The organism is Odoribacter sp. AF15-53 (genome assembly GCF_003479425.1).
Taxonomy (GTDB): Bacteria; Bacteroidota; Bacteroidia; order Bacteroidales; family Marinifilaceae; genus Butyricimonas.
Window position 1 is genome coordinate 79374 of the sequence record NZ_QUHC01000010.1, and the last position, 24747, is coordinate 104120.

The 24747-nt window shown below is 43.6% G+C and carries 12 protein-coding genes; all 12 read left to right on the plus strand.

Annotated features, from left to right (window positions below):
• The first annotated feature begins 29 nt into the window (after positions 1-29).
• The 12 genes from DWW52_RS17010 (at position 30) to DWW52_RS17065 (ending at position 24733) form a co-directional block, all read left to right on the plus strand.
• Entirely contained in the window at positions 30-3629 is a 3600-nt protein-coding gene (locus DWW52_RS17010) for a SusC/RagA family TonB-linked outer membrane protein (RefSeq protein WP_118716661.1), read from the plus strand.
• 11 nt (positions 3630-3640) lie between these two features.
• Positions 3641-5101, plus strand: a complete 1461-nt coding sequence (locus tag DWW52_RS17015) for a RagB/SusD family nutrient uptake outer membrane protein (protein WP_118716662.1) — start codon at positions 3641-3643, stop codon at positions 5099-5101.
• Between the two features lies 1 nt (position 5102).
• The gene (locus tag DWW52_RS17020; protein WP_118716663.1) at positions 5103-6068 is read left to right on the plus strand and encodes a hypothetical protein; all 966 of its coding nucleotides are present in this window, start codon (positions 5103-5105) and stop codon (positions 6066-6068) included.
• A gap of 1 nt (position 6069) precedes the next feature.
• Positions 6070-8481, plus strand: coding sequence for a zinc-dependent metalloprotease (locus DWW52_RS17025; RefSeq protein WP_118716664.1), 2412 nt, complete (start codon positions 6070-6072; stop codon positions 8479-8481).
• Positions 8482-8492: 11 nt separating this feature from the next.
• Positions 8493-10823, plus strand: a complete 2331-nt coding sequence (locus DWW52_RS17030) for a zinc-dependent metalloprotease (RefSeq protein ID WP_118716665.1) — start codon at positions 8493-8495, stop codon at positions 10821-10823.
• Between the two features lie 5 nt (positions 10824-10828).
• Positions 10829-14014: a prolyl oligopeptidase family serine peptidase gene (locus DWW52_RS17035; RefSeq protein ID WP_118716666.1), complete on the plus strand. Its 3186-nt coding sequence runs from the start codon at positions 10829-10831 to the stop codon at positions 14012-14014.
• A 413-nt stretch (positions 14015-14427) separates the two neighbouring features.
• Entirely contained in the window at positions 14428-15030 is a 603-nt protein-coding gene (locus tag DWW52_RS17040; protein ID WP_118716667.1) for an RNA polymerase sigma-70 factor, read from the plus strand.
• A 56-nt stretch (positions 15031-15086) separates the two neighbouring features.
• A complete protein-coding gene (locus DWW52_RS17045; protein WP_118716668.1) occupies positions 15087-16238 on the plus strand; it encodes a FecR family protein in 1152 nt (383 codons plus the stop codon).
• A 170-nt stretch (positions 16239-16408) separates the two neighbouring features.
• Positions 16409-19879 (plus strand): SusC/RagA family TonB-linked outer membrane protein, encoded by a 3471-nt coding sequence (locus tag DWW52_RS17050; protein WP_158582648.1) that lies wholly within the window; start codon positions 16409-16411, stop codon positions 19877-19879.
• An 11-nt stretch (positions 19880-19890) separates the two neighbouring features.
• Entirely contained in the window at positions 19891-21357 is a 1467-nt protein-coding gene (locus DWW52_RS17055; RefSeq protein ID WP_118716670.1) for a RagB/SusD family nutrient uptake outer membrane protein, read from the plus strand.
• Positions 21358-21481: 124 nt separating this feature from the next.
• Entirely contained in the window at positions 21482-22408 is a 927-nt protein-coding gene (locus tag DWW52_RS17060) for an ABC transporter ATP-binding protein (RefSeq protein WP_118716671.1), read from the plus strand.
• A gap of 24 nt (positions 22409-22432) precedes the next feature.
• The gene (locus tag DWW52_RS17065) at positions 22433-24733 is read left to right on the plus strand and encodes a Gldg family protein (protein WP_118716672.1); all 2301 of its coding nucleotides are present in this window, start codon (positions 22433-22435) and stop codon (positions 24731-24733) included.
• Positions 24734-24747: the final 14 nt, after the last annotated feature.

The following is a 24747-nucleotide window of genomic DNA, read 5'->3' on the forward strand; positions in this document are numbered from 1 at the left end:
TCTCATCTTAACAAGTAATTTACAAATCTATGAAAAAAAATCCATTCTTGAAGTGGAAAAGGCTTTTAAAATGCAAAGGCTTTTTTCACGTGGTAAGTTTGACACTTATCCTGACGCTAGGAAGTTTGGCGGGATATGGTGCTAAAGTCGTGCCGGATACGGTTTCTTTGAATCTGAAAGACGTGAAACTGGAGAGGTTCGTGGAGGTGATGAAGCAGAAAACGGGACTGAATTTCCTGTATAATTCATTGCTGTTTAAAGATGCGAAAACGGTTACCGTGGAGGCAAAAGGGGAGAATTGGGAAGTAGTACTGAAACGGGTTTTGGAGAAAGAGGGGTTCACGTATGACGTGAAGGACGAGATTGTGGTAATCAAACGGAAGGTTGAAAGTAATACCAGTCAGGTATCGAACCAGTCTAACGTCGTGAAAGGGAAAATCGTGGATTCTAATAAAGAACCTCTTCCCGGTGTCACCATATTACTGAAGGGAACGAGTATCGGAACGGTGACAGATTCTAAAGGAGATTTTTCAATTCGTGTGCCTCAGGGCGTTGATTCTTTGATTGTCAGTTTTGTGGGAATGCAGACCACGTATCTGAAACTTGAAAAGAATAAGTTCGAGTACACGGTTGTGATGAAGGAGGATATGACTCAACTCGGGGAAGTGGTGATTACCGGTTATCAGGAGTTTGACAGGTCAAGAATGGCGGGTTCTGTTTCTTCGATAAAAGCGGAGGATTTGCATTTTAACGGGACGAATACTTTGGAGCAGGCGTTGCAGGGACGATTACCGGGTGTCGTTATCACGAACACGAGCGGGTTGGTCGGTGTGCGGCAGAAGACCCGGGTACGGGGAACATCCACGTTGCTGGGAAGTCAGGAACCGATTTGGGTCGTGGACGGGATCATCCAAGAGGACCCGCTTCCGTTTGACACGAAAACTTTTGATAGTGCAGGAGAGATTAATTCGGATAATTTTGATTATATCCGGAATTTCGTGGGAAGTTCTATTACTTGGTTGAACCCGAATGATATTGAAAGTATAACAGTGTTAAAAGATGCTTCGGCTACAGCTATTTATGGCGTACGTGCGGCCAATGGAGTTATTGTAATTAAAACAAAACGGGGAAGGGCAGGTACGGCCTCTATTTCTTACTCGGCCCGTTTGAATGTCTCGGAACAAGTTACTTATGATAAATTGGAACTGATGAATTCCAAGGAACGAGTGGATGTTTCTCGAGAAATTTTTCAACGAGGTTTGACGGCAAGTTGGACTAATAATAATATTGGTTATGCCGGGGCTTTAAATCAATATTTGAAGAAGGAGATAACAAAAGATGAGTTTGAACGACGTGTGACTAAATTGGAAACTACGAATACAGATTGGTTTGATATTCTTTTCCGGAATCCATTTAGTCATTCCCATTCGCTTTCTGTTTCGGGAGGTAGTGAAGATGTTCGCTATTATGCTTCCTTATCGTATAATTCAACAAAGGGTACGGCTATTGGAAATGACACGGAGTCATACGGGGCGAATGTCGGTTTGGATATGAATTTTGGAAAGAAGTTAAGGGCTTCATTTACATTATCTGGAGCTCAGGCAACGACGAATGGTTTTTATATAGTAAATCCATATACCTATGCAACTACAATTAATAGATCAATAGCGGCTTATGAAGATAATGGTGAGTTGGCTTATTATCTGAAAGATGGTAGTCCAGGTCCTAAAATGTTTAATTTTATAAATGAACGGGATCAAACGGGGACTTCGAATAAAAATATGTCTATTAATACGAATCTGAATTTGAATTATGACTTTACAGAGTCATTGAGATTTCAAATGTTGGGGAGTGTTAATGTTGCATCTGTTATCGGAGAATCGTGGGCTACGGAAAGAACGGAGTATATTGCTCAAATCCGTGGTTATGACTATGGTACACGTAAGCCTATTGATGCCGACTACAAGAATTCACAACTTCCCGTGGGGGGAGAATATAATCAAGATGAGAATAAGACCATATCATGGAATTGGAGAAATTCGCTTTCTTATGATGTAGTGTTTAATGGGGTGCATACGTTAACTGCAATGTTAGGAATTGAATTGTCCAGTACAAAGAATACGGGTTTCTCGACTACTTCTTATGGTTATTTAAGAGATAGGGGAAAATCTTTTGCCACTGTGCCTGCTGTGAGAATAAGTCCTTATGGAGGAGCTACTTATGAAAATGAGTTGATAAAAAAATTCACTCGTAAAATCACAGATCGAAAAACAAATCAAATGGGGGGATATTTGACGTTAAATTATGCTTACGATGGACGTTACGTTGTGAATTTTAGTGTTCGAGTAGATGCATCGAATCGTTTTGGACGTTATGCTAACGAGAATTTTAATCCGGTTTGGGCTGGAGGACTTCGTTGGAACGTGGCCCGTGAATCTTGGTTTAGTAGACAAAACGTAGTATCTGATCTGAGTTTACGTTTTAGTTTTGGTTATCAACGTAATATGGCTACAAATTATAGCCCAAGTTTAATCGTTAAGATCCCTACATCCGGGGCATCTAGTGCTGTGACGGATGTTAATACAGGAGATGAATTGTTGGAAATCACGTCCTTACCTTACGAGGATTTGCGTTGGGAAAAAACAACATCTTATAATTATGGGGTGGATTTAGCTCTATTCAATAATAAGATTCGAGTTGGATTTGAGTATTACATGAAGAAAGGAAGGGACATAATTACTTCATTGTTAGTTCCCCGGGAATATGGTATTGCGAATATGCCGGTTAATGGAGGAAGTATGAATAATTCGGGGTATGAGTTAAGTGTAAGTTTTACCCCGGTACGGACGAAACATTTTACTTGGGATATGAATGTTAATACCTCTAAAAATAATAATAAGATAATGAAAGTCGGTGTACAAAATTTGACATGGAGGACAGCGACTTCGGGAGAGTATTACAAAAAGGGATATGCAGTGTCATCCTTCTGGGCGTTTGATTGCGAGGGAATAGATCAAGAAACAGGTTATCCGATCATTAATCTGGAAACATCTGGAGATGGAGATCCATTGAATGATCCTACCACGTATATGAAATATGCGGGCAAATTAGATCCGGATTTTACGGGAGGTTTATCCATGTCATTTCGGTATAAACAACTGTCTTTGTCAACAGGCTTTTATTTACAAATAGGAGGCAAGAAGTTTTTGAAGACTGCTTATGAATCCCAGACTTTACCTTCTGAATACGAAAATTTGTCATCCGAGTTGAACGGGCGTTGGAGGCCGGGAGATACGGATGCTAAATTCCCCGGTTTACCGGATAAAAATGTTACTAATTTTTATCTGCCGAATAATTCGACCTTTAGTAATGTTTATGAAATGTATAATTATAGTAATGTCCGGGTTGTGAATGCCTCTTCTTTGAAATGTAATAATATTGCAGTGAGTTATTTCCTTTCGGAAAAAGCGGCAAAGTTGATGGGATGTAAGTCTATCAGTCTGGGAGCAAGTGTTTCTAACCCGTTTACAATAGCAAGTAAAGATTTTAAGGGGCGGGATCCGGAAGTTGCAACAGGAGCTCAACCATTGACTAGCTCTTATTCATTTAATCTTAATGTAACCTTTTAGTTGATATTGATATGAAGAATTATCGATCTATATATTGTTTGGGAATACTTCTGTATTTGTTATGTACTTCCTGTCATGATTTCTTCAAAGAGTCGAGTCAGGACGAGATAAAACCTTCTTCCGTGGAGGATTTGAGGGGAGTAATGTATAAAGAAGCTTACCCTTACCAAGTGGCAACAGGAACATTTTTAATGTTATTGACCGATGAAGTCCAGTGTAACGGGTTGTCGAATGATACGTATGCTACCGTTCATCAAAGCGGAACACCGGTGTTTACGTTTAATCCGATGATGTTTGATGGCATTGAAGTTTTTCCAGCGGATGTGAATGCTTGGAAAACGTATTATGAGAAAATTAAAGGATGTAATGTTGTTATTGACTATGTTTCCGAAATATCGGGTACCGAGGAGGAAAAGAATGCGTTAGTGGGGCAAGCGTTATTTCTAAGGAGTTTTTATTATTTGAAATTAGCGACAATATATTGTCAGCCATATAATGCTCCGGGAATAGACGTGAATACAGCTTTGGGAGTTCCTTTGATATTGACGATGGAATTAACAGATGATTTTCCTCGTAGGGCTTCTTTGAAAGCATTGTATGAACAAATTGAAAAAGATTTGCTGACAGCAGCTACTTTGTTAGAAGAAAATTATACACCGGATAATGTTTGGCGTGTTGGAAATGTTGCAGCTTATACTTTACTTTCTCGTTTATATCTTTACATGGGACGTGACGAGGATATGGATAACGTGATTAAATATGCGGATTTAGCTATAGCTCAAGGTCCGGATCTGACCCGCTTAGCTTTGTTGGATGGCAGTGGTAAGAGTGTTTATAATAGTGATGTAAGTTCGGAAGTGATTTGGATTTACGGTGTAAATTCATTTGGTGGAGGTTCTTTTTTCACGACAAATGTAACTTGGGGATATGACGTACCTTGGGAAGTCTCTTCTGATTTGTTACGTCTTTATGATGCAACAAATGATTTGAGATATAAGATGTATTATGGTAGTCCATACGGGTGTACATACGGAACTAAAGTGGCTCATAATACATCCAATGGTTCAGATCATGGTATTCGTGTAGCAGAAGCTTATTTAAACCGGGCGGAAGCTTTTATTCGCCGTTCTTTAGCCACGGGGAACGCTGGAGACCGGGTACTGGCATTAAATGATTTGAACGTGTTAAGAGAGACAAGGTATGTAACGGGTTCTTATGTTGACGAACAGATTACTGATGCTAATGAGTTATTGAAATTTTGCTTGATGGAACGTAGATTGGAATTGAGTCTAGAAGAGGGATTCCGTTGGTTTGATATCAAACGCTTGGGGTTATCGGTTACTCATGTATATATTGATTCAGAGGGAGTAGAGAGAGAATATACATTGGAAAGTAATTCCCCGCTTTATGCTTTGCCTATTCCTTATGATGCGATAGAGAGAAATTACAGATTAGAACAAAATCCTAGATAATATGAAACGGAAAATTTATTTTTATATGATATTGTTATCGTGGTTCTTGTGTGCGGTAGCTTGTTATGATGAGAAAGAGTTATCTCCATCGGGGATTATTTCCAGTTATTCAGTTCCTCAAGGGGAGCATGATTATGATGATGTAATTGTGGAATATTACAATAAGTACGGTTCCTGTTTATTATATATCTTTACAGATAAGGATACTTATTGGACTCCTTCCGGTTGGATGAATGGTGTTTTGGGGGTGAATGGTACGAATGGATATTTAGTTACTCCTGCTGATGAAAAGTACGTGGGAGAGCAGTTAGATGTCATCGAGAAGTTATGGTTCTCTTCTTATTCAGACGAATTTTTGAAGGAGTTTCTTCCGGTGAAAATTATGCTTTGTTCAGAAATTGATTCCGTGTATGTAACTTGGGATTTTTCGGTGACACCCGTACAGATGAAATACTTAAGTCAAGAAGTCCAATCTTGGTATAATTATGACAATATATGTGTGTCATACGGGAATATTGCAGTAACACAGATGACAAAGGAGGATTCACTAGCATTCCGGAGTAGGATAAACCGTACCTTTGTAGAGAGTATGATTGGACGGGGTAAAACGGCACCGACAAAGGAATTTGGTGAAAGTGCGAATTACGATATTAGTTCTTCTGATATGTATACAGCCTCGAAGCTTTGGGCTGCGGGAATACCTCAGTTAGTAAATTCTGCTATTTCAGAAGATAATGATTGGAAGACTTTTATGATGATGATGGTACTTTGTCCGGAAGAGTTTTTAACTCGGGTTCCCGAATATAATAGCGATTGGGATTCAACTTCAAAGAATTGGGACGGGTTGTTGAATCCGGTAAAAGATGTAAATGGTCTTTTGAAGAAGCGGTACGATATGGTGCGGAATTATTTTATCGAGAATTATAACATGGATTTGCAAAAGGTTGGCAATGCTTTAAATCGTTAGTATGAAGTATTTATTGGTTATATTGTTTTCCCTGTACGCGTTGGGTGGCAGGGCTGAGAGTCGTGCGTCTTTTTCGGAGGATAACGTGGTCTCGATAGATGAGTTTATTCGGAAGGATACCCCGAAGGATGCCGGTTTCTTTAACGTTTACGTGCAGGATGGAAGGTATTATCTGGAGGTTCCGGATGATATGTTGCGGCGGGATATTTTAGTGGCGGTGACGATTGTCAAGGGAACTGCCCAGAAAGAGCGGAGCAGGGATGCCCGTTTCGGGTATGGCGGTGATTCGGTGTTTGATCGGATGATACGTTTAATCAAGAATCGGGATCGGATTGAAATAGTTTCTCCCCAGGTGTTTCACCTGGGAGATTCTACGGGTTTATATATTGATTATTACCGGAATCTGGAATCTCCGGCGATAGCCTCTTTCGAGATAAAGGCTCGTTCCGGGGATTCGTACTTGGTGGATATCACGGACTTGTTTTTAAGTGATAGTGATTTGTTTGCCTTGAAAGGGGCCAAGGAGTCGTTAAAGTTGGGCGGTTATCAACAAGGACAATCCTACGTGTTGGACGTGAAGGCTTTCCCGGAGAATATAAATTTCCGGTCTATCAGGAGTTACGGTTTGTCGGGCGAGGTGAAAAAGGGCGAATTTCCTTCCACGCTTTGGGAAGTCGGGGCTTCGTGGTATTTATTACCGGAAAAACCGATGATACAGAGAGTATTTGACGAGCGGGTCGGGTACTTTGCCTTCTCCTTGGACGGGATGGTGAAACGTGGGGATTTGATGGATAAAACGATGATGGCTACTCGTTGGCGCTTGGAACCGAGACCGGAGGACGTGGAGAAATATTTGCGGGGAGAGTTGGTTGAACCCGTGAAGCCGATCGTGTTTTATATTGATCGGGCTACACCGGAGTTTTTAGTCCCTTATTTTATTCAGGCAGTTAACGTGTGGCAAGGGGCTTTCGAAAAAGCCGGGTTCAAGAACGCTATTTACGGGAAGTTGGCCCCTACGCCGGAGGAAGACCCCGATTATTGCGAGGGGGATATTCGTTACCCGTTGGTGTCTTATAAGGCTTCACCGATAGCGAATGCTTACGGGCCGATGGTGTTTGATCCGAGATCGGGAGAGATTATCACGTCGCATATCGCCATTTTCCATTCCGTGTTGGAATTGATACAGCGTTGGTATTTCGTGATGTGCGGGGCGGTAGATCCCCGGGCAAGAGAGTATCCGGTGAGTCAGGAAGTGATGGGTGAATTGGCGGCAACCGTGTTGACTCACGAGGTGGGGCATACTTTGGGATTGCGTCATCATTTCATGGGAAGTACGGCTTATCCGGTGGATAGTTTACGGAGTAAATCCTTTATTCGCGAACACGGGTTGGGAACCTCGATTATGGATTATCAACGGTTTAATTACGTGGCTCAACCGGGTGACGGGTTGGAACCGCTGGATTTGTTACCTCGTATCGGCATGTATGACGAGTTCGCGATAGAGTGGGGATACCGTTATTTTCCGGAAGCAGGTAATTTGAAGCGGGATAACGAGAAGTTACGGGCATGGGTGGATGAAAGACGGCAGGACCCGAAGCTGTTTTATATCGAGGAGACCACTTACAGCGATCCGCGGGTGCAGTCGGAGGATAGCGGGGATGACGTGATTAAGGCAAATCGTTTGGGAATGAATAACCTGAAGTATATAATGGCTCATTTGGAGGCGTGGACTGACGGGAATGATCCGGATTATTATGTATTGCGGAAGCGTTATTTGTCTGTTTTGAGCCAGTATCAGAATTACATAGAACATGTATTGCGTTACGTGGGAGGACGTTATTCGGATAACCCTACCCGGGAGGAAGAGTTGAGGTTGAATCAGCCGGTATCCCGGGAGAAAGAGGAGGAAGCGTGGGCATTCTTGGAAGAGTATTTGTGTCACGAGCAGGATTGGCTTTTCGTGGCTGAAGTGATGGAAAAGACCGGGGTTACTCCTGAATTTTATGAACAGGAGGAGGCTTTGGGGAAATTGACAAAGTTGTTGTTAAAGTATTCGGCATTGCATAAAAACAGGCAGTTGAGCGAGGAGGGGTTCACGGCAGACGAGTTGTTGAATCGTTTGTATTCGACCATTTTCGAGGCTAAAGGACAGGGAGGGAAGTTATCCTGGTATGATCAGGCGTTACAAAACGGTTTGCTTCAGAATCTGGTGATTAACGCGGAGAATCCTTACAATCTTTCGAACGGGGTCGGGGTTGTGATGCAGCAAGTAATTTCGAAAATCAAACAACATGCACGGGCCGCGACAGAAGGGTGTTCGGATGCGTTGACGGCAAGTCATTACAAGACTCTTTATAATTTTATTACCCTGTGGGAAAAAGGGGGAAACAAAGCATTGATTGAATTGAATTAAAAATATCGGGAATGAAAGTATTGAATGTATATTTGTTGCTGTTGGTGACTTTGTTGTTTGTTTGTCCGGTTGTGGCGCAACAGGATGTAAAGCCCATGACTTACGAACAATTTAAGGAACAGAAAGATTTACAAACAGATAAAGGTTTTTACACGGTTTATCGTTTGAATGATCAGTATTATTTGGAAATCCCGGCAGAGGGACTGGGTAAAGAGGTGTTGATCACCACGCAGATTGCTCACGGCATGGCAGCCTTTGTTTCCGAGGCTTCCGGGGTTATCCGGTTTTCAGAAGGACGGAACAATACGGTGCAGGTGGTTCGTAATCGCTTGACGGACATGGCTGCGGATTCCTTGGATATTTGTATGATGATGGCTTTGAAAAAGTCGGGTCTTGTCCCGATAGATTATACCTTCCCGATCGTGGCCCGGGGAGAGGACGGTAAATCTGTCATCATCGAGTTGACGGGGGAATTGAATAATCCGGGGAGCGGGTTGTTTAATGTAAGTTCATATTATTGGCTGAGTCATCCGGATCCTTCCCGTTCCGGGGTGGACGGTTGGCGAATGCTTGATAAAGGTGTCGTGTTTTCAGTGACCCGCGGACAGTCGGATTATCAGTCGAATCCACAAACTCAAGAAGGACGGGATATTGCTACTAGGTATATTCTGGAGATGGTGATACAACAACTTCCGGAGAACAGGATGAAGCAGAGAATCAGTCATCCGGCTTACGGGTTCGAGACGATAGGGGTTACGGAGTATGATACCAAAAAGTACGTGGCTCAAAAGAGAGAATATATCCGGAAATGGAATCTGACAGCTTCCGCGAAAGAGATAAAGAAGCAGAAAAGAGGGATAGCGATCGAACCGGAAAGACAGATTTGCGTGTATATTGATCCGGTGACTCCGGCTCCTTTCGCAGAGAGCATCAAGAATGGCGTGAAACAGTGGGAGAGGGCTTTTGAAGCTGCCGGTTGGAAGAATGTCTTCCGTTTTAGTTCGGACGCGAAAGATGCTTCGTTGAGTTACGGGGCGATCTTGTTCCGTTGGGGAAGTGCTTATAATGGTATATATTCTTCCGTGATCGAGAATCCGGTGACCGGGGAGATTTTATGCGCCCGGGTGAACGTGATGGATATGGCGGCAGATGAGTTGCTGGGAATGTATTTCCTGCAATGTGGTTTGCTGGACGGGAGGATCAGGAAGGATTTGCATAGTCTGGCGGTCCGGCAGGATGTGTTAACGGCACAAGTGGCATCGGCTTTTTCCGGGGTGCTGAAGATGAAGCCAAACAAAGCCGGGTATACGGTTTTCACGCCAGCTGATATTCGTTCGGAAAAGTGGCTGAACCGTTACGGGATAACGGCCTCTATCACTTCGGGAGTGACGTTTAATTACCTGGCACAACCGGGAGACGGGGTGAGCGTGAAGAATCTTTTTCCCCGGGTGTCTGTTTATGATTACGATGCTATCAAGTATGCCTATGGGAATAGTGATGCTTTACCTTCTATGCGGGGAGCTTTTTACGCTCCGGAAGATAAAGGAGATCCTTATGCTCAGGATGGTTTCTTGTCAAATGATATATTAAATGCAAGTATACAGGGTGTTGAGGCGGTGAAAAAGATTTATCCGCGATTGAGCGAGTGGATAAAACAGTTGCCCGATGATCAGAATGCGTGGAAGAACGTGTCGGATTTCACGGTGAAAGCGCAGGCTTTATTTCAAACGTATCTTACTCAAATTGTAAAATTAGTCGGGGGACGTTCCGTGCGGCCGATTATTAAAGGGGTGAATGAAACACGGGTGACTTACGTGCCCCGGGAACAACAGGAAGAGGCTTTGAACTACTTGGAGTCGGCTATCTTGGGACAGTTCCCGGAATGGGTGCGGGTGAAAGAACTGGATCAGTCCGGGGTTTTCGATACGGATCAGATGATGGTCGGGTTGGCTGAAGCCTTGTTAAGGCATTTTATGAATAAGGAGGTGATGGAATCGCTTGTTGCCGGGGAGAGACGATTAGGGGAGAAGGCTTTTACGGCTAGGGAGTTGTTTGCTTACCTGGATCGGGTTGTTTTTGAGAATTTTGATCCAAGTGCGCCAGTGTCTACTTATAAACGGGGAGTTCAGGCTTGTTTTGTTTCGGAGTTTGCCCGTTTTATGGCTCAAAATAATATTTCTTTCGGGTTGTCGAACGGGGCTAACGGGGTATACCATGCTTATTTCGTGGAACTTGCCCGCAAGGTGAAGGATTTAAGCGAGAAACATCAGGACCCGTCAACCCGGAGTAATTATCAAGTGATGTTATTGAGAATGAACAGGGAATATTTTGATAAACAATAAAGGATATGAAAAGGATTTTGTTTTTGCTTTGGGGATTGCTGGTATTTTACCAGGTTGAAGCGCAGAACCGGAAAATAGCGTTTGAGAAAACGACTTTGCGAGAGGCCTTGAATAAGGCCGCTTCCGAGAAAAAATTGACATTCGTGGACTGTTACACGGAATATTGCGGACCTTGCAAGACGATGGACGCGTTAGTGTTCACGTTGGATAGTGTTGCCGATTTCTTTAATTCCACGTTCGTGAACGTGAAGTTGGATATGTTGGCCGAGGATGGCAAACAATACGCGGATACGTATAAAATCGGGGCATATCCTTCTTTCTTGTTGTTGGATCAGGAGGGAAAGATCGTGTACAAGTTTGTCGGGGGCAAGACTGCGGACGTGTTCATGGCGGAGATCAGGAAAGGGATGAGGCCGGATAACCGGGTTGCCCGGATGAACGAGACTTATGCTTCGGGGAAGTATTCTAATGATTTTTTGCGGGAATATGTTCAGTTGAAGTTACAGTTGCTTGAACGAGAGGAGTGTCTTCGGCTTGGAAAAGAGTATTTTGATCGGCTCACGCCCCGGGAGCGGTTGAAGGCTGAAAACTGGTTCTTGTTCGAGGATCGGGTTTTGGGTGGTGTTAATAGCGCGAATATGCGTTATTTATTGGAGCATTGGCAAGAGTTCGTAAAAGAGTTCGGGGAGGACAAGGTGTTTGACCGGATTACTTCGCTTTACAGGGATATGACGGAATGGGTGTTGCAGGGTTGGTATTTCAATGATTTCGAGCGTAAGCCGGAAGATTTCGAGTATTATAAACAAAGAATAGCGGCAATCCCGGTTCATTTCCAGCAGGATTACCTGATCATGATGGACGTGAGCAAGGCCGTTTGCGAGGGGGATAAGTCGACGGCCCGGAAACTTCTGGAGGATCATATCGCTGATTTTGACAAGAAAAATCAACAAGTGATGTTCGGGGGAATGTCTTTATTCCCGTTACATGAAGGAAAACATGATCCGCAATTGTTGAATATTGCCCGTAAAGTGGTGCAAAGCGATGGGGCAACGAATCTGGTGAATTATTTTAAGTCGATTTTGAGTCCGGATGAGGTGTACTCGGGCGAAAAGTATGACGTGCAGAATTTGAAGGACAAGATTGGTTCCACGATGATCGTTCCCTTTTTTCACCCGACAAAGCCGTTATTCTGGTACGTGTGGGATGATGGTTCGGGGAAACGGGCTTATTATGCCTATGACATCCGGACGGGGAAACGGGAATTGTATGATCAGGAAGTGGTTGACAGTCTGGTGCGGGATATGTTTCCGGAACAAGAGGAGAGTGTTTACTATTCCCCGGAATTTGAAGGAGATGAATTGTTAGCTAAATTGCAGGTTCGGGGAAAGACATTCGTGTATGATGCACGAAAACGAGTATTATTACCTTCCAAACCCAAGAAATACCCGGAAGTTCGACCGTACGGGGTATCTCCGGATTTAAAGTACGAGTTGATCACGAAAGAACATAATCTCTGGTTGGTGAATAAAGATCAGAAGAAACAGGTACAACTTACTTTTGACGGGGGGGATGATTACGAATTTGAAATTCCGGATATCGAGTGGTTGACGGAAGACGGGACTTTTTACATCACGAGAAAAGATGAACGTCAGGTGAGAACTTTCCCCCTGGTGTATTCTCTTCGGGAACCGACACCCGTTGTTTCCGAGTATAAATACGAGTTACCGGGAGATACGCTTGTGTTGAGGCAGGAGTTGTTTGTCGGTAATGTCAGAACGGGTGATTTTAAAAAGGTCGACGTGGAACGGTGGCGAGGGCAGTTGTTGGAAGTGCTGAAAGTAGCTGATGTGCATGATCGGGTATTTTTTATTCGCAAGAAGGGAACGCGAGATGAATTCGAGTTGTGTTCCGCGGATGCGAAGACGGGGGAAGTGAAAGTGATACTACACGAGGTTAGTAAACCGTATCTGAATGAAGAGTTATTCAGTTGTCGGGTGGTGAACGGGGGGAAAGATATTTTCCTGTGGTCGGATCGTTCCGGTTGGGGGCATTATTATCATTATTCCGGTGAAGGGAAGTTGTTGAACGCGGTTACTTCGGGAGAGTGGACGGCCGGGAGAATCATGAAGATTGACACGGAGAAGAAACAGATCTACCTGTATGGATACGGCAAAGAGAAAGGGCGTAATCCGAATTATACTTTCGCGTATCGTGTCGGTTTCAACGGGAAGAAAATAACCCTGTTGACACCGGAAAATGCAACCCACGGGGTGTTTATTCATTTGCCCGGGAATCTGATTGTTGATAATTTTTCCCGGATAGATACGATACCGCGCATCTCCGTGCGGGACGGTAACGGACGTTTGTTGACGGTGCTGGAAGAGGCGGATGTTTCCAAGCTGTTGGAATACGGGTGGAAGTTCCCGGAACAGTTTACCGTGAAGGCTGCTGACGGGAAGACGGATTTGTACGGGATCATGTGGAAACCTTATGATTTTGATCCCTCGAAGAAATACCCGATCGTGTCGCAGGTGTACCCCGGGCCACAGACGGAGACCGTGTGGACGGACTTTACGGTGTTTGACCGTTATAATAACACGGCTTTGGCTCAACGGGGTATTATCGTGGTTTGTTTCGGACACCGGGGTGGTTCGCCTTTCCGGGATAAAGCGTACGCCACGTACGGGTATGGAAATTTGAGGGATTACGCTCTGGCGGATGACAAGTACGGCATCGAGCAGTTGGGACGAGAATACGCGTTTATTGACACGAATCGGGTAGGTATTTTCGGTCATTCCGGGGGTGGTATGATGGCTTTTGCCGCTATTTGTACTTACCCGGATTTTTATAAGGTTGCCGTGGTTTCTTCCGGGAATCATGATAATCGTATTTATAACCGTACTTGGGGAGAGACTTACCAGGGGATAGGCAATGATCATAAATTTACCGTTAAAACGAATCAGGAGTTGGCGAAATATTTGAAAGGACATTTACTCTTGGTTACGGGTGAGGTGGATAATAACGTGCATCCGGCTAACACGTTCCGGGTGGCGAATGAATTGATCCTGCAAGGAAAGGACTTCGATTTGCTGGTGTTACCGGGACAAGGACATGGGTATGATGGCCCTTATAAGGCTTATTTTGAAAAGAAGAAGAGGGATTATTTCTCGAAATACTTGTTGAATAAATAATTGTAATACAGTTTGTAAATTGTGAAGGAGAGATTTCCGGTGAAAACGGATTTCTCTTCTTTCGTTTTTTATCGTGTCGGGTAAATGCGTTTGCCTCGAAGGGAGTAAGGGTTGGAAGGTAGACGATGGTATCCCGCACCGTAGTCTCGCCGGTGTCTCACTAGTAAGTTCATTGAAAGTTAACTGAAAGTTGATTGGAAATTGATTGAATATTCAATCGAAGTATAATCGAAGCCTAATTGATGTATAATCGAAGCATTAGTGAAACACTAGTGAATCAACGGTTTATCTCCGGTGCGTGTGTGGTGGAATACTAGTGAAGAATCTTCGGTTTTTATGAACTTTACGGACTCGGGCGAAAGTGTTTTCGCACGTTTGTTCTGGTTGAATGGGGAGGAATATTCGTGTTGTTTATGATTTTTCCTATATTTGTGATCTATTTATGCACGATGGATAAAGCGGAAACAATATTGAATATGTTTAAGGTTGCGGAAAAGGAGGCTTTTCAGTTACTTTATAGCTCGTATTATGAGACGTTGGTGCTTTTTGCCAATCAGATTATAGATGATTCACAAGCGGCAGAGGATATCGTGCAGGATTGTCTGGTGAAGTTCTGGATTTCCAAGCGATACAGAACGTTGGAGTCCGGTCTGGATAAATATATATTTCAGGCGGTAAAGTTTTCTTCATTGAATTACGTGAGGGGAGATAGGAGAAAGAAGAATCTTCACGAGAATGTAATCCGGGAAATGATGTCTGAAGAAGATTTGCCGGAGGAAGAAAATGTCGAGATTTTGGAGATGGTTTACAAGGTGATTGACTTGTTGCCGGAGGAGAGACGTCATATATTCCTGATGGTTTTCGTGGATGGAATGTCATATCAGGAAGTGGCGGATCAACTGCAAATATCTAAGAATACGGTAAAGACACAGTTAAGTCGTTCTTTAAAATTTCTTCGTGATACCTTGAAAGACAGGTATAATGCTTTCCTTTTATTTTTTATTCTAAAAAAATAGACTTTTCCTGTCACCCTTTTTTATTTCGGCGGTGATTATAGGGAAAATGGTCAAGAATGAGAGAAATTGAAGATATTTTAGTGGATTATTTTGCCGGGGAAGAACTTTCACCGGAGGAGTCCCGTGTGTTGGCGGAATGGCTGGAACAAGAAACTAACATGAGATTGACATCTACTTTACAAGGGATGCGAAAAGGGATAGGGATCAGGAAGAGGTTACATCGTGAACCGGAACGGGGAATGCGTTCTATTTGGCATAAAGTGAATGCTCGAAGTGGAAGAAGAAGGTTATTTTACCAGTATTCGGCGGCAGCTTGTCTCCTGTTATCATTGGGCATGGCATGGCTGTATTGGGGAACTTCGGACATGCGACCGGAGGCCGAACAAGTAGTGACCACGAAGTCAATTGATGGGAAGTCATTTGCCCGGTTGAAGTTGGCGAATGGTGAAGTGATTTCGTTACACGCGAACCGGGATGAGGTGATTGTAGCCGATAGTTTTATGAAGGTGGAAAATACTAATAATACCCTTGTCTATAATAAGCATACGATAAAGAAGGAAGTTGAATTCAACACGCTGACGGTTCCTTTGGGGGCGGAGTACAATGTTATACTTGCCGACGGGACAAAGGTATATTTGAATGCCGGGTCGGAATTGCGTTTCCCGGTTGTTTTTTCCGGGAATACCAGAGAAGTGTACCTGGAGGGTGAAGGATATTTCGAGGTGGCCAAAGATTCGGTCAAAAGATTTGAAGTGCACGCGTCGGGTATGACGGCCGTCGTGCTGGGTACTTCTTTTAACGTGAAAGCGTATGCAGATCAGGAGCATGTGGCAACAACGCTGGAAGAAGGACATTTAAAGATCGTGTGCGGCGATCGGGAAGAGTATGATTTATTACCCGGGAATCAGGTGTGCTATGATAGAGGGACGGGAGAGTCTGCTATGAAAAAAGTGGATACGAAGTATTACACCTCGTGGAAAGACGGGTACTATTCGTTTAACGAGATGCCGTTGGAAGAGGTCTTGGAAATGTTGTCGAAATGGTACGATTTGAAGGTCTTCTACGTGGATGAGGAAGTGAAGGAATACGAGTTCTCGGGACGTTTGAAACGTTATGATGATTTCGGTTATTTATTAAGTAAGTTTGAGGAAACCGGAGTTGTCGAGTTTATTATTAAAGATAATGTGATTACAGTCAGGAAAAAATAATGGGTTGAAAACCGATAGTTTCCAACCCGTTAAATTCATTATATCTTCTCTGCCCGTGGAAAGAACGAGAAGTATATATTGTTGAATTTTAATACTACAAATCTATGAAAAAAAATCGAACTGTGGTCGGTTCAATGCTATTGATTCCGTACCGTAAAATGTTAATTTACATGAAACTGTTGAGTGTTTTTCTTTTGGGAATCTGCATGTCCTTGCACGCGAGCAGTCACTCGCAGAATGCCAAGGTTTCTTTAGAGATGAAGGAAGTCTCGCTGAATAAGGTATTACAGGAGGTCAGTCGACAGACTCGGTGTGATATTCTTTATAATCTAAATTTTATAAAGCGTATTGTCGTGAAGGATGTGAACGTGAAGGATAAAGATTTCCTGACTTTTTTGAGCGAACTGTTGCCTCATTACGGTTTAGGCTATTCTTTTGACAATAACGTGGTGGTGATTCGGACCCGGGAACAGCAACCGGAAAAGAAAGAGTTTCGAATAAAAGGAATCGTGACGGACGAGAAGAATATACCTCTTCCCGGGGTGACCATACGTTTGCGGGGTTCTTTGTTGGGAACAGCGACAAATAATCAAGGACGTTTTTCCATGTTGTTGCCTTTTTCTAAAGGGTATCTGGATATTTCTTTCGTTGGTTATAAAACTCAAAATGTAGAGTTCACGGAAAAGACGGATACGATTAAAGTTGTAATGGTTGAAGGCGTGGAAGAATTGAGCGACGTGGTTGTTACCGGATACCAGACACTTTCAAAAGAGCGAGTTACAGGATCTTTTTCCACGGTGAATCACAAGGATTTGAATCGTTACGTGGCGTACGATATTACTTCGCTTTTGGAAGGGAAGGTGGCTGGTATTCAAAAATATGGCCACATTCGGGGACGTAGTACGTTTAATGCCACGTCAACCCCCTTGTATGTCATTGATGGGTTTCCCGTGGAAGGAGAAGGCCCCACGGTGGTCTATAATAACGTGATGTATAACCCGCCCATAGTTAACCCGGAAGATATCGAGAGTATTACCGTGTTGAAGGACGCTGCCGCTGCTTCTATTTACGGGGCTCGGGCGACGAACGGGGTGATCGTGATCACGACAAGAAAGGCAAAACAGGGGAAGGCCCAGATTTCAGTAGCCGCGGATGTATCCATAAAGCCTGTTCCTAATTATGATAAAATGGACTATATGTCGGCAAGTGATTATATAGATTACCAGTACGAATTTATGAAAGACTATCCTTACAAGAATACGATGCGGGGAAGTAACGTGCTTAATCCTACCTTGGACCTGATGTTACAGGTTCACGAGGGTAAACTGTCGCAAGACGAGGCGGATCGGAAGATAGATGCTTACCGTTCATCAGGAACCCCTATTATGGATGATTACGTGAAATATATATATCGCCCGACGATCACGCAACGTTATTATTTGTCGATAGCCAAGGCTACGGGAAGAAATAATATCGTGGCTTCGCTTACTTATACAGATAATCAGCGGGATTTTAAGAATTACGAAGGGAATAGTATAGACTTGAATCTTCGCAATTCATTCGATATCGCTCCTTGGTTAGATACGGATATGACCGTAAATGTCCGGGTAGGAGAAGAAAAGAATCCTTCGTTCGGAACTCGATTATTAGCTACTTATACTCCTTATACTCGTTTGGTGGACGAGGAAGGAAATCCGATCCCGTTACCGTTTTTAAGTTCAAGATGGGATCAGTTAACACTGGAACAATACCCGAATGATCTGAAAGGGTTGGATGCTATCCTACAGGATGAGTTGGATCAGAATATCCGGAAAACTAAAAGTTATCGGACCCGGGCCGCTTTGATGCTGAATTTCAAGATCACGGAATGGTTGAAATTCTCTTCAGGTTTTCAATACGAGTTTGCCCGGGCTAAAGAGACTTTATTGTATAACAAGGAGTCTTACGATATGCGTATGCAATATAATGCTTTTTCTTACGTGGATGCGGCTTCCGGGAAGGTGATGCATTATTTGCCTGATGCCGATTCTTACGGGGAGGGGAATACGGATACGGATAATTTCACATGGCGTAATCAGTTGAATTTCGATTACACGACCAAGGATGGTATGCATTCGATCACGGCTTTGGCCGGAAGCGAGACTCGGGAGTCAAAAGGTAAATATATTTATACCCGGGTTTGGGGATATGATGATGAAGTGCAAGGATATACAGCCGTGAATAATAAAGAGCTGACCCAATTTTGGAACGGGTTGATGTGGAGTTCTATATCTGAATGGGATTTTTTCCGGAAGTCAGAAACAAGAAATCGATTTGTTTCTTTCTTTGGTAACGTGATGTACACGTTTAATAACCGGTACGATATCACGGGGAGTATCCGTTGGGATCTCTCGGATTTGTTCGGGAAGAAAAAGAAATACTTGTATAAACCGTTATGGTCGGTTGGTGCGGCTTGGACAATCAGTAACGAGAAATTCATGCACGGGATTACTTGGCTGGATCGTTTAAGAGTACGTGCGACCTACGGGATTAACGGAAACGTGGCGAGGGGTGTGTCTCCTTATCTGGTAGCTGAGTACCAGTTGAATAAGATTACGGGCCAACAGTACGGGGAGGTTACCACGCCGCCGAATGCCTCGTTACGGTGGGAGAAAACCAAAGTAACTAATTTGGGGGTTGATTTTGCGGTTTTCAAGAATAGATTGACGGGTTCATTGCAATATTATAGTCGTAATAGCGGGGATTTGCTTGCCGTGGTAGATAGTGACCCGACTTGCGGTTTCGAGAGGATGCAGCTTAACGTGGGGGCGATGACGAACAAGGGATTTGAAGTGGAATTGAGAGGTACTCCCGTGCGTTGGCGGGATTTGGAATGGACTGCCGGGTTTACGTTTGCTTATAACAAAAACGAGGTTACTAAACTGAATAAGAAGCCTTTTAGTGCTTCAACATTAGTGTCTGGTGGGGTATTGCAAGAGGGACGTCCATACGACACGATGTATAGTTATCGTTTTTCCCGGATAGATGAAAATGGTGAAACCGTGATTTTTGACGAGAATGGAGAAGAAGTCTCTTTGGTAAATGTTACTAGTATAGACGCCGTGCGCTATAGTGGAACGACGCTGGCTCCTTATACCGGGGCTATTTTCACGACCTTGAGTTATAAAGGACTGGAGTTGTCTTTGAATTTTATATACAATGCCGGACACAAGATGCGTAAGCGGATTGCAGATCCTCATATGTCGTGGTTTGGAGGACCGGCGAATTTGTCATATAATGGTTACGATAAAAGTTGGAAACAACCGGGAGATGAATTGAAATCGGGAGTAACACCTCGTATCACTTATAGCTATGATGCGGATACTTTTTATCGAAATGACCATTGGAGATATAATGACTCTCAGGTTGTATCGGCTAGTTATATCAAATTGCGTAATTTGAGTTTAATTTACAATTTACCTTCGGTTTGGTTGAAAAACACGTTCTTGAAGAGCGTGAGCGTGAGTGCGCAGGCTGATAATTTGTTCTTCTTTGCTGCTAACGGGGAAAAGAGTGATCCGGAAAACTATAATCTGAATAATGGAAGTCGGACAGCTCCTACGGTACCGACATATTCGTTTGGTATAAATGTTTCATTTTAATTTGGAGAGTTATGAATAGAAAAATATTTCGTGTTGCCGTCCTTGTGTTTTGGACTAGTGTTGTTTGCTGGAGTTGCGAGGATTATCTTGATATCATACCCAAAGGGAAAAGAGTTCCCAAAACGCTGGAGGATTACGCGGCCTTTTTGCAGAACCCGGCATTTACGGTTGGAGGAACATATTATAAAATGTATCTGGTAAACGAGTCTTATCAGGATCCTTCTTATATGGTATCCAGCCCGTTGAATCAGATTCATTATTATTGGTTGGAAGATAAAGACCGGATTTCCGATTATAAAAATGACGAAGTTTATAACGGGAACTATAGGGCTATATTTTATATGAACCTTTTAATCAATGATGTACCGGGAATAAATGTATCTTCATCAGCGGAAAGTATCCGGGCGAAGGTGTTAATCGCTCAGGCCAAAACGATACGTGCGTTGCATTATTTTTATCTAGTTAACACGTTTGCCAAGGCTTATAATCCGGAAACGGCGGCTTCGGACGGGGGAATTCCTTACACGACAAATTCCGATGATTTTGAGGGGCAGATTGCTCAAGAGAGTGTGGAGAAAATATACGGTCATATTCTGGATGATCTGAATGCGGCGATCCCGGAATTACCGTTGGAAGTAGATAATTTTATGGAACCGAATAGAGCTGCAGGCTATGCTCTGCGTGCCCGGGTTCATCTTTTCATGCATAATTGGCAAGAGGCTTTTAATGATGCTAATGAGGCATTGAAACTGAACGATTATATTTTTGATATGGTGGCTTATCATCGGGAGTATGTTGATCCGGACGGGACTGGACGCACGATACAGGATGATCGGAATGCTTTTACCGGATTACCTCGTATTACCTACTCGCTGGGAAAAGATGAAAACCTTCTGGTTAAAGGCGGTAACTCTTTAGTGACAAGTACGGAGATTTCTATAAAACTTCCGTTGAAAGATTCCGTGGAGAATCAGTTCTGTACCCGGGATCCGTCCCGGTTCGGGGAAGGAGATACTCGTTTTTTGTGCGTGTTCTACCGGGATGAGGCTTCCGGTTATTACGAGAGCAGGTTGAGGGATAACAAGAATTGGGGAGGTTTACGCACGCCGGAAGTTTATTTGATACGGGCGGAATGTAATGCCCGGCTGGGCTTTCTGGACGAGGCTATGGACGATTTGAATGCTTTAAGAAAGAAGCGAATCATTGCCAGCGTGTACCAGCCTCTAAGTGCCTCATCCTTGAAAGAGGCGATAGATTATATTCGTAAAGAACGGGATGTCGAGTTGTTGGGTAGTGGAATGATGTTTTATGATATGCGTCGTTTCAACACGGAAACGGAGTATCAACGTACCATGGTGAAAAAGGATGACAAGGGGATCATGCATTCTCTCAAACCGGATTCCGAGTTATGGGTGATGCCTTTTCCGAAATCGGTCACGGATCAGAATACGGATCTCAAGCAAAATACTAAAATATAGGAAATCATAGCGTTATTTGAATAAAACATTTTTGAAAAACGGTTCCGCCACGTGTAAAAACAAGTGGCGTGGCGGAGCTCTTGTTTTTAAATCAAAAGTTGATAGTAAGTAAATCATAAAAAGTATGGAACAAGCAATCGTAAAAGTGCAGAATTTGTCTCATCGTTACAGTGTTCAATGGGCAATACGTGATATTAATTTCGAAATACAGGGAAAAGGTATATACGGGTTATTAGGATCTAATGGGGCCGGGAAATCCACGTTGATGAATATCATGTGCGGGGTGTTGAAACAGACGGAAGGCGATGTTTTTATTAACGGGATCAACACGAAGGAAGATCCGGTCGGAGCGAAACGTTTTATCGGGTTTCTGCCGCAGAAACCACCCTTGCACATGGAGTTAACGGTAGAAGAATATTTAAGATACTGTGCGTATCTGCGTTGGATACCTGCCGATAAAATCGAGCGGGCCATTGACGAGGTGTTGGAAAAGTGTTCGATCACGCATTTCCGGAAGCGTCTGATTCGTAATTTATCGGGTGGGTATCAGCAACGTGTGGGAATTGCCCAGGCGATTATTCATGATCCTGTGCTGGTGGTATTGGATGAACCGACGAATGGTCTGGATCCGAACCAGATTCTGGAAATACGTCATTTGATCAAGGATATCGCGGAAGAACGTACCGTGATTCTTTCCACGCATATTTTATCGGAAGTACAGGCGACCTGTGATTACATTCGTATGGTGGAACAGGGACAGATCGTTTTCTCCGGAACCGTGGCGGACTTTGACAATTACATCGCTCCCAATTCCTTGTTAATTACGTTGATGAATGCCCCGAGCGTGGACGAACTAGTCAAGTTGCCCGGAGTCGTCGGGATCGACGAGTTGGGAAATAATCGTTTTCGGGTGAAATGTACCGATCCGCGGGATGTGGTGGAACTCGTTGTTCGCACAAGTGTCGAACGGGATTGGCATTTGACGGAAGTGGGTATTGAAAGAAATTCTTTGGACTTCATTTTTGCCGAGTTATCAAAGAAGAAAAAGTAATCACTAGTAATGAAGAATTAGGTTATGAAAATTATACAAAGAATAGCGATTGCCGAGTTGCAGAACTTTTTCTACTCTCCGATTGCCTGGCTGATTATGATCGTCTTCACGATTCAAGTCGCTATAACTTTTACGGATACTTTGGGGATGTTTTCTCAAAGTCAGGAAATGGGGTACACGATAGCAAGTATGTCATCAAAGATTCTTGGAGGAACATTTTTTGATATATTGGAATATCTTTATCTCTATATACCGCTATTGACCATGGGGTTGATGAGCCGGGAATTGAGTAGCGGTTCGATTAAGTTACTTTATTCTTCCCCGGTCAAGAATTACCAGATTGTACTGGGGAAGTATTTGTCAATGCTTGTTTACGGGGGAGCGTTGATATTGATTCTTTCTGTTTTTATCATTCTTTCTTTTTTCACGGTCAGGAATTTTGAGATACAGACGGCATTATCTTGTCTTTTGGGTACTTATTTATTGTTGTGTGCCTATTCCGCGATAGGTCTTTTCTTATCAAGCCTTACTTCTTATCAGGTGGTGGCGGCTATCGGAACCTTTGCCATGTTCTCTTTTTTGAATATCATGAGCGGGGTTGGGCAAGACATTGATTTCGTGCGGGAGATTACTTATTGGTTGGGTATCAACGGGCGGGCGATGGAGTTCGTGAGCGGGTTGATTTGTAGTGAGAATGTCCTTTATTTCTTGATTGTTTCTCTGTTGTTTCTCTTTCTTACAATTTTGCGATTGAAGAGTGTGCGGGAAGGTGGAAGTCGGAACGTGATTGTCGGGAAATATGTGGGGATCGTGCTTGTTGCTTTATTACTGGGATTTGTTTCTTCTCGTCCGGTGATGATGTTTTTTTATGATACCACCGCGACAAAATCAAATACACTCACGCCCAATAGTCAAGAGATTGTGAAACAACTGGATGGGGGAATGACGATCACGACTTATGTGAATTTATTAGACAAGCGTTACAATATGTATGGGGCCCCGGGATGCCGGAAGCGTGACATAGAGCTTTTCATGCAATACATTCGTTTCAAGCCGGAGATTAAGATGAAGTACGTGTATTATTACGCCCACGCGGATAACCCGTCTTTGGAACAGCGTTATCCGGGACTTTCAGACCGGGAACGGGTGGAAAAGATTTGTCTGGTGGACGATATTGATCCTGATATGTTCCCGCACGTGAGTGAATTAAAGGGGGTGGATACAGCGGGATTAGCGAGCGAGGGGTATCGTATGGTGCGGTTGATTGAGCGAAAGAATGGGAAGAAAACTTACTTGCGAATGTTTGATGACGTGACTGTGACACCTAAGGAAGCGGAGATTTCGGCAGCCTTGAAGCGGGTGGCAATGAAACTCCCTACCGTGGGGTACGTGCAGGGACATGGTGAACGCGGGTTTGAACGGAACGGGGATCGGAGTTTCCGTTACTCGACGGTAGACAAGTATTTCCGTTATTCGTTAATCAATAATGGCTTTGACTTCGAAGTGTTGACATTGGATCGGGAGGTACCTGAACAAGTGAGTATCTTGATTTTGTCGGATATGAAAACAGCTCTGACTCCGGATGAAGAAAAAAATCTGGATAATTATATCGCTCGTGGTGGCAATTTGTTGATTTTTGGTGAACCCTGTCGGCAGGAGACCATGAATCCCGTTTTGGAGCGTTTTGGGGTACGTATGCTTCCCGGTCAATTGGTGACACGTATCGATAACGGGTTTACTCCCGATTTTGTAGTCGGCTTCGCTACACCCGAATCTTCGAAACTGGCTTGGCAGTTTGAATTTCTTCAAGTACGTAATTTACATATAACCATGCCGGGAACTTCCGTTTTGGCTTATGACGAGGATAAAGGTTACGAGGTAACACCTTTGTTTGTTTCCCCGGGTAAAGGCTTCTGGAACGAACTGGAGACAACTGATTTCCTCGATGAAAAGCCGACTGTAAACCCGACAATCGGGGAGGAAGAGAAGAGTTACCCGCTGATCGTGGCGTTGAATCGGGAGATTGCCGGCAAGGAACAGCGAATCGTGATTTCCGGAGATGCTGATTGTTTCTCGAATGGAGAAGTCAGTGCATCCCGCTTGGGGGTTATTCCGGGAAATAATTATTATTTCCCCGGTGGGCTTTTTAACTGGCTATCGGGCAATCAGGCTCCGGTTGATGTCCGTCGCCCGTCTTTCCCGGATAATAGGTATTACTTGGGATTGCAAGGGACGGAAGTGGTCACGATCTGTTTGGTATACGTGTTCCCGTTATTGTTATTGTTGGGATATTTGGCCTTATGGCTGAGGCGTCGGGGACGATAGGTTGAACGATAAAT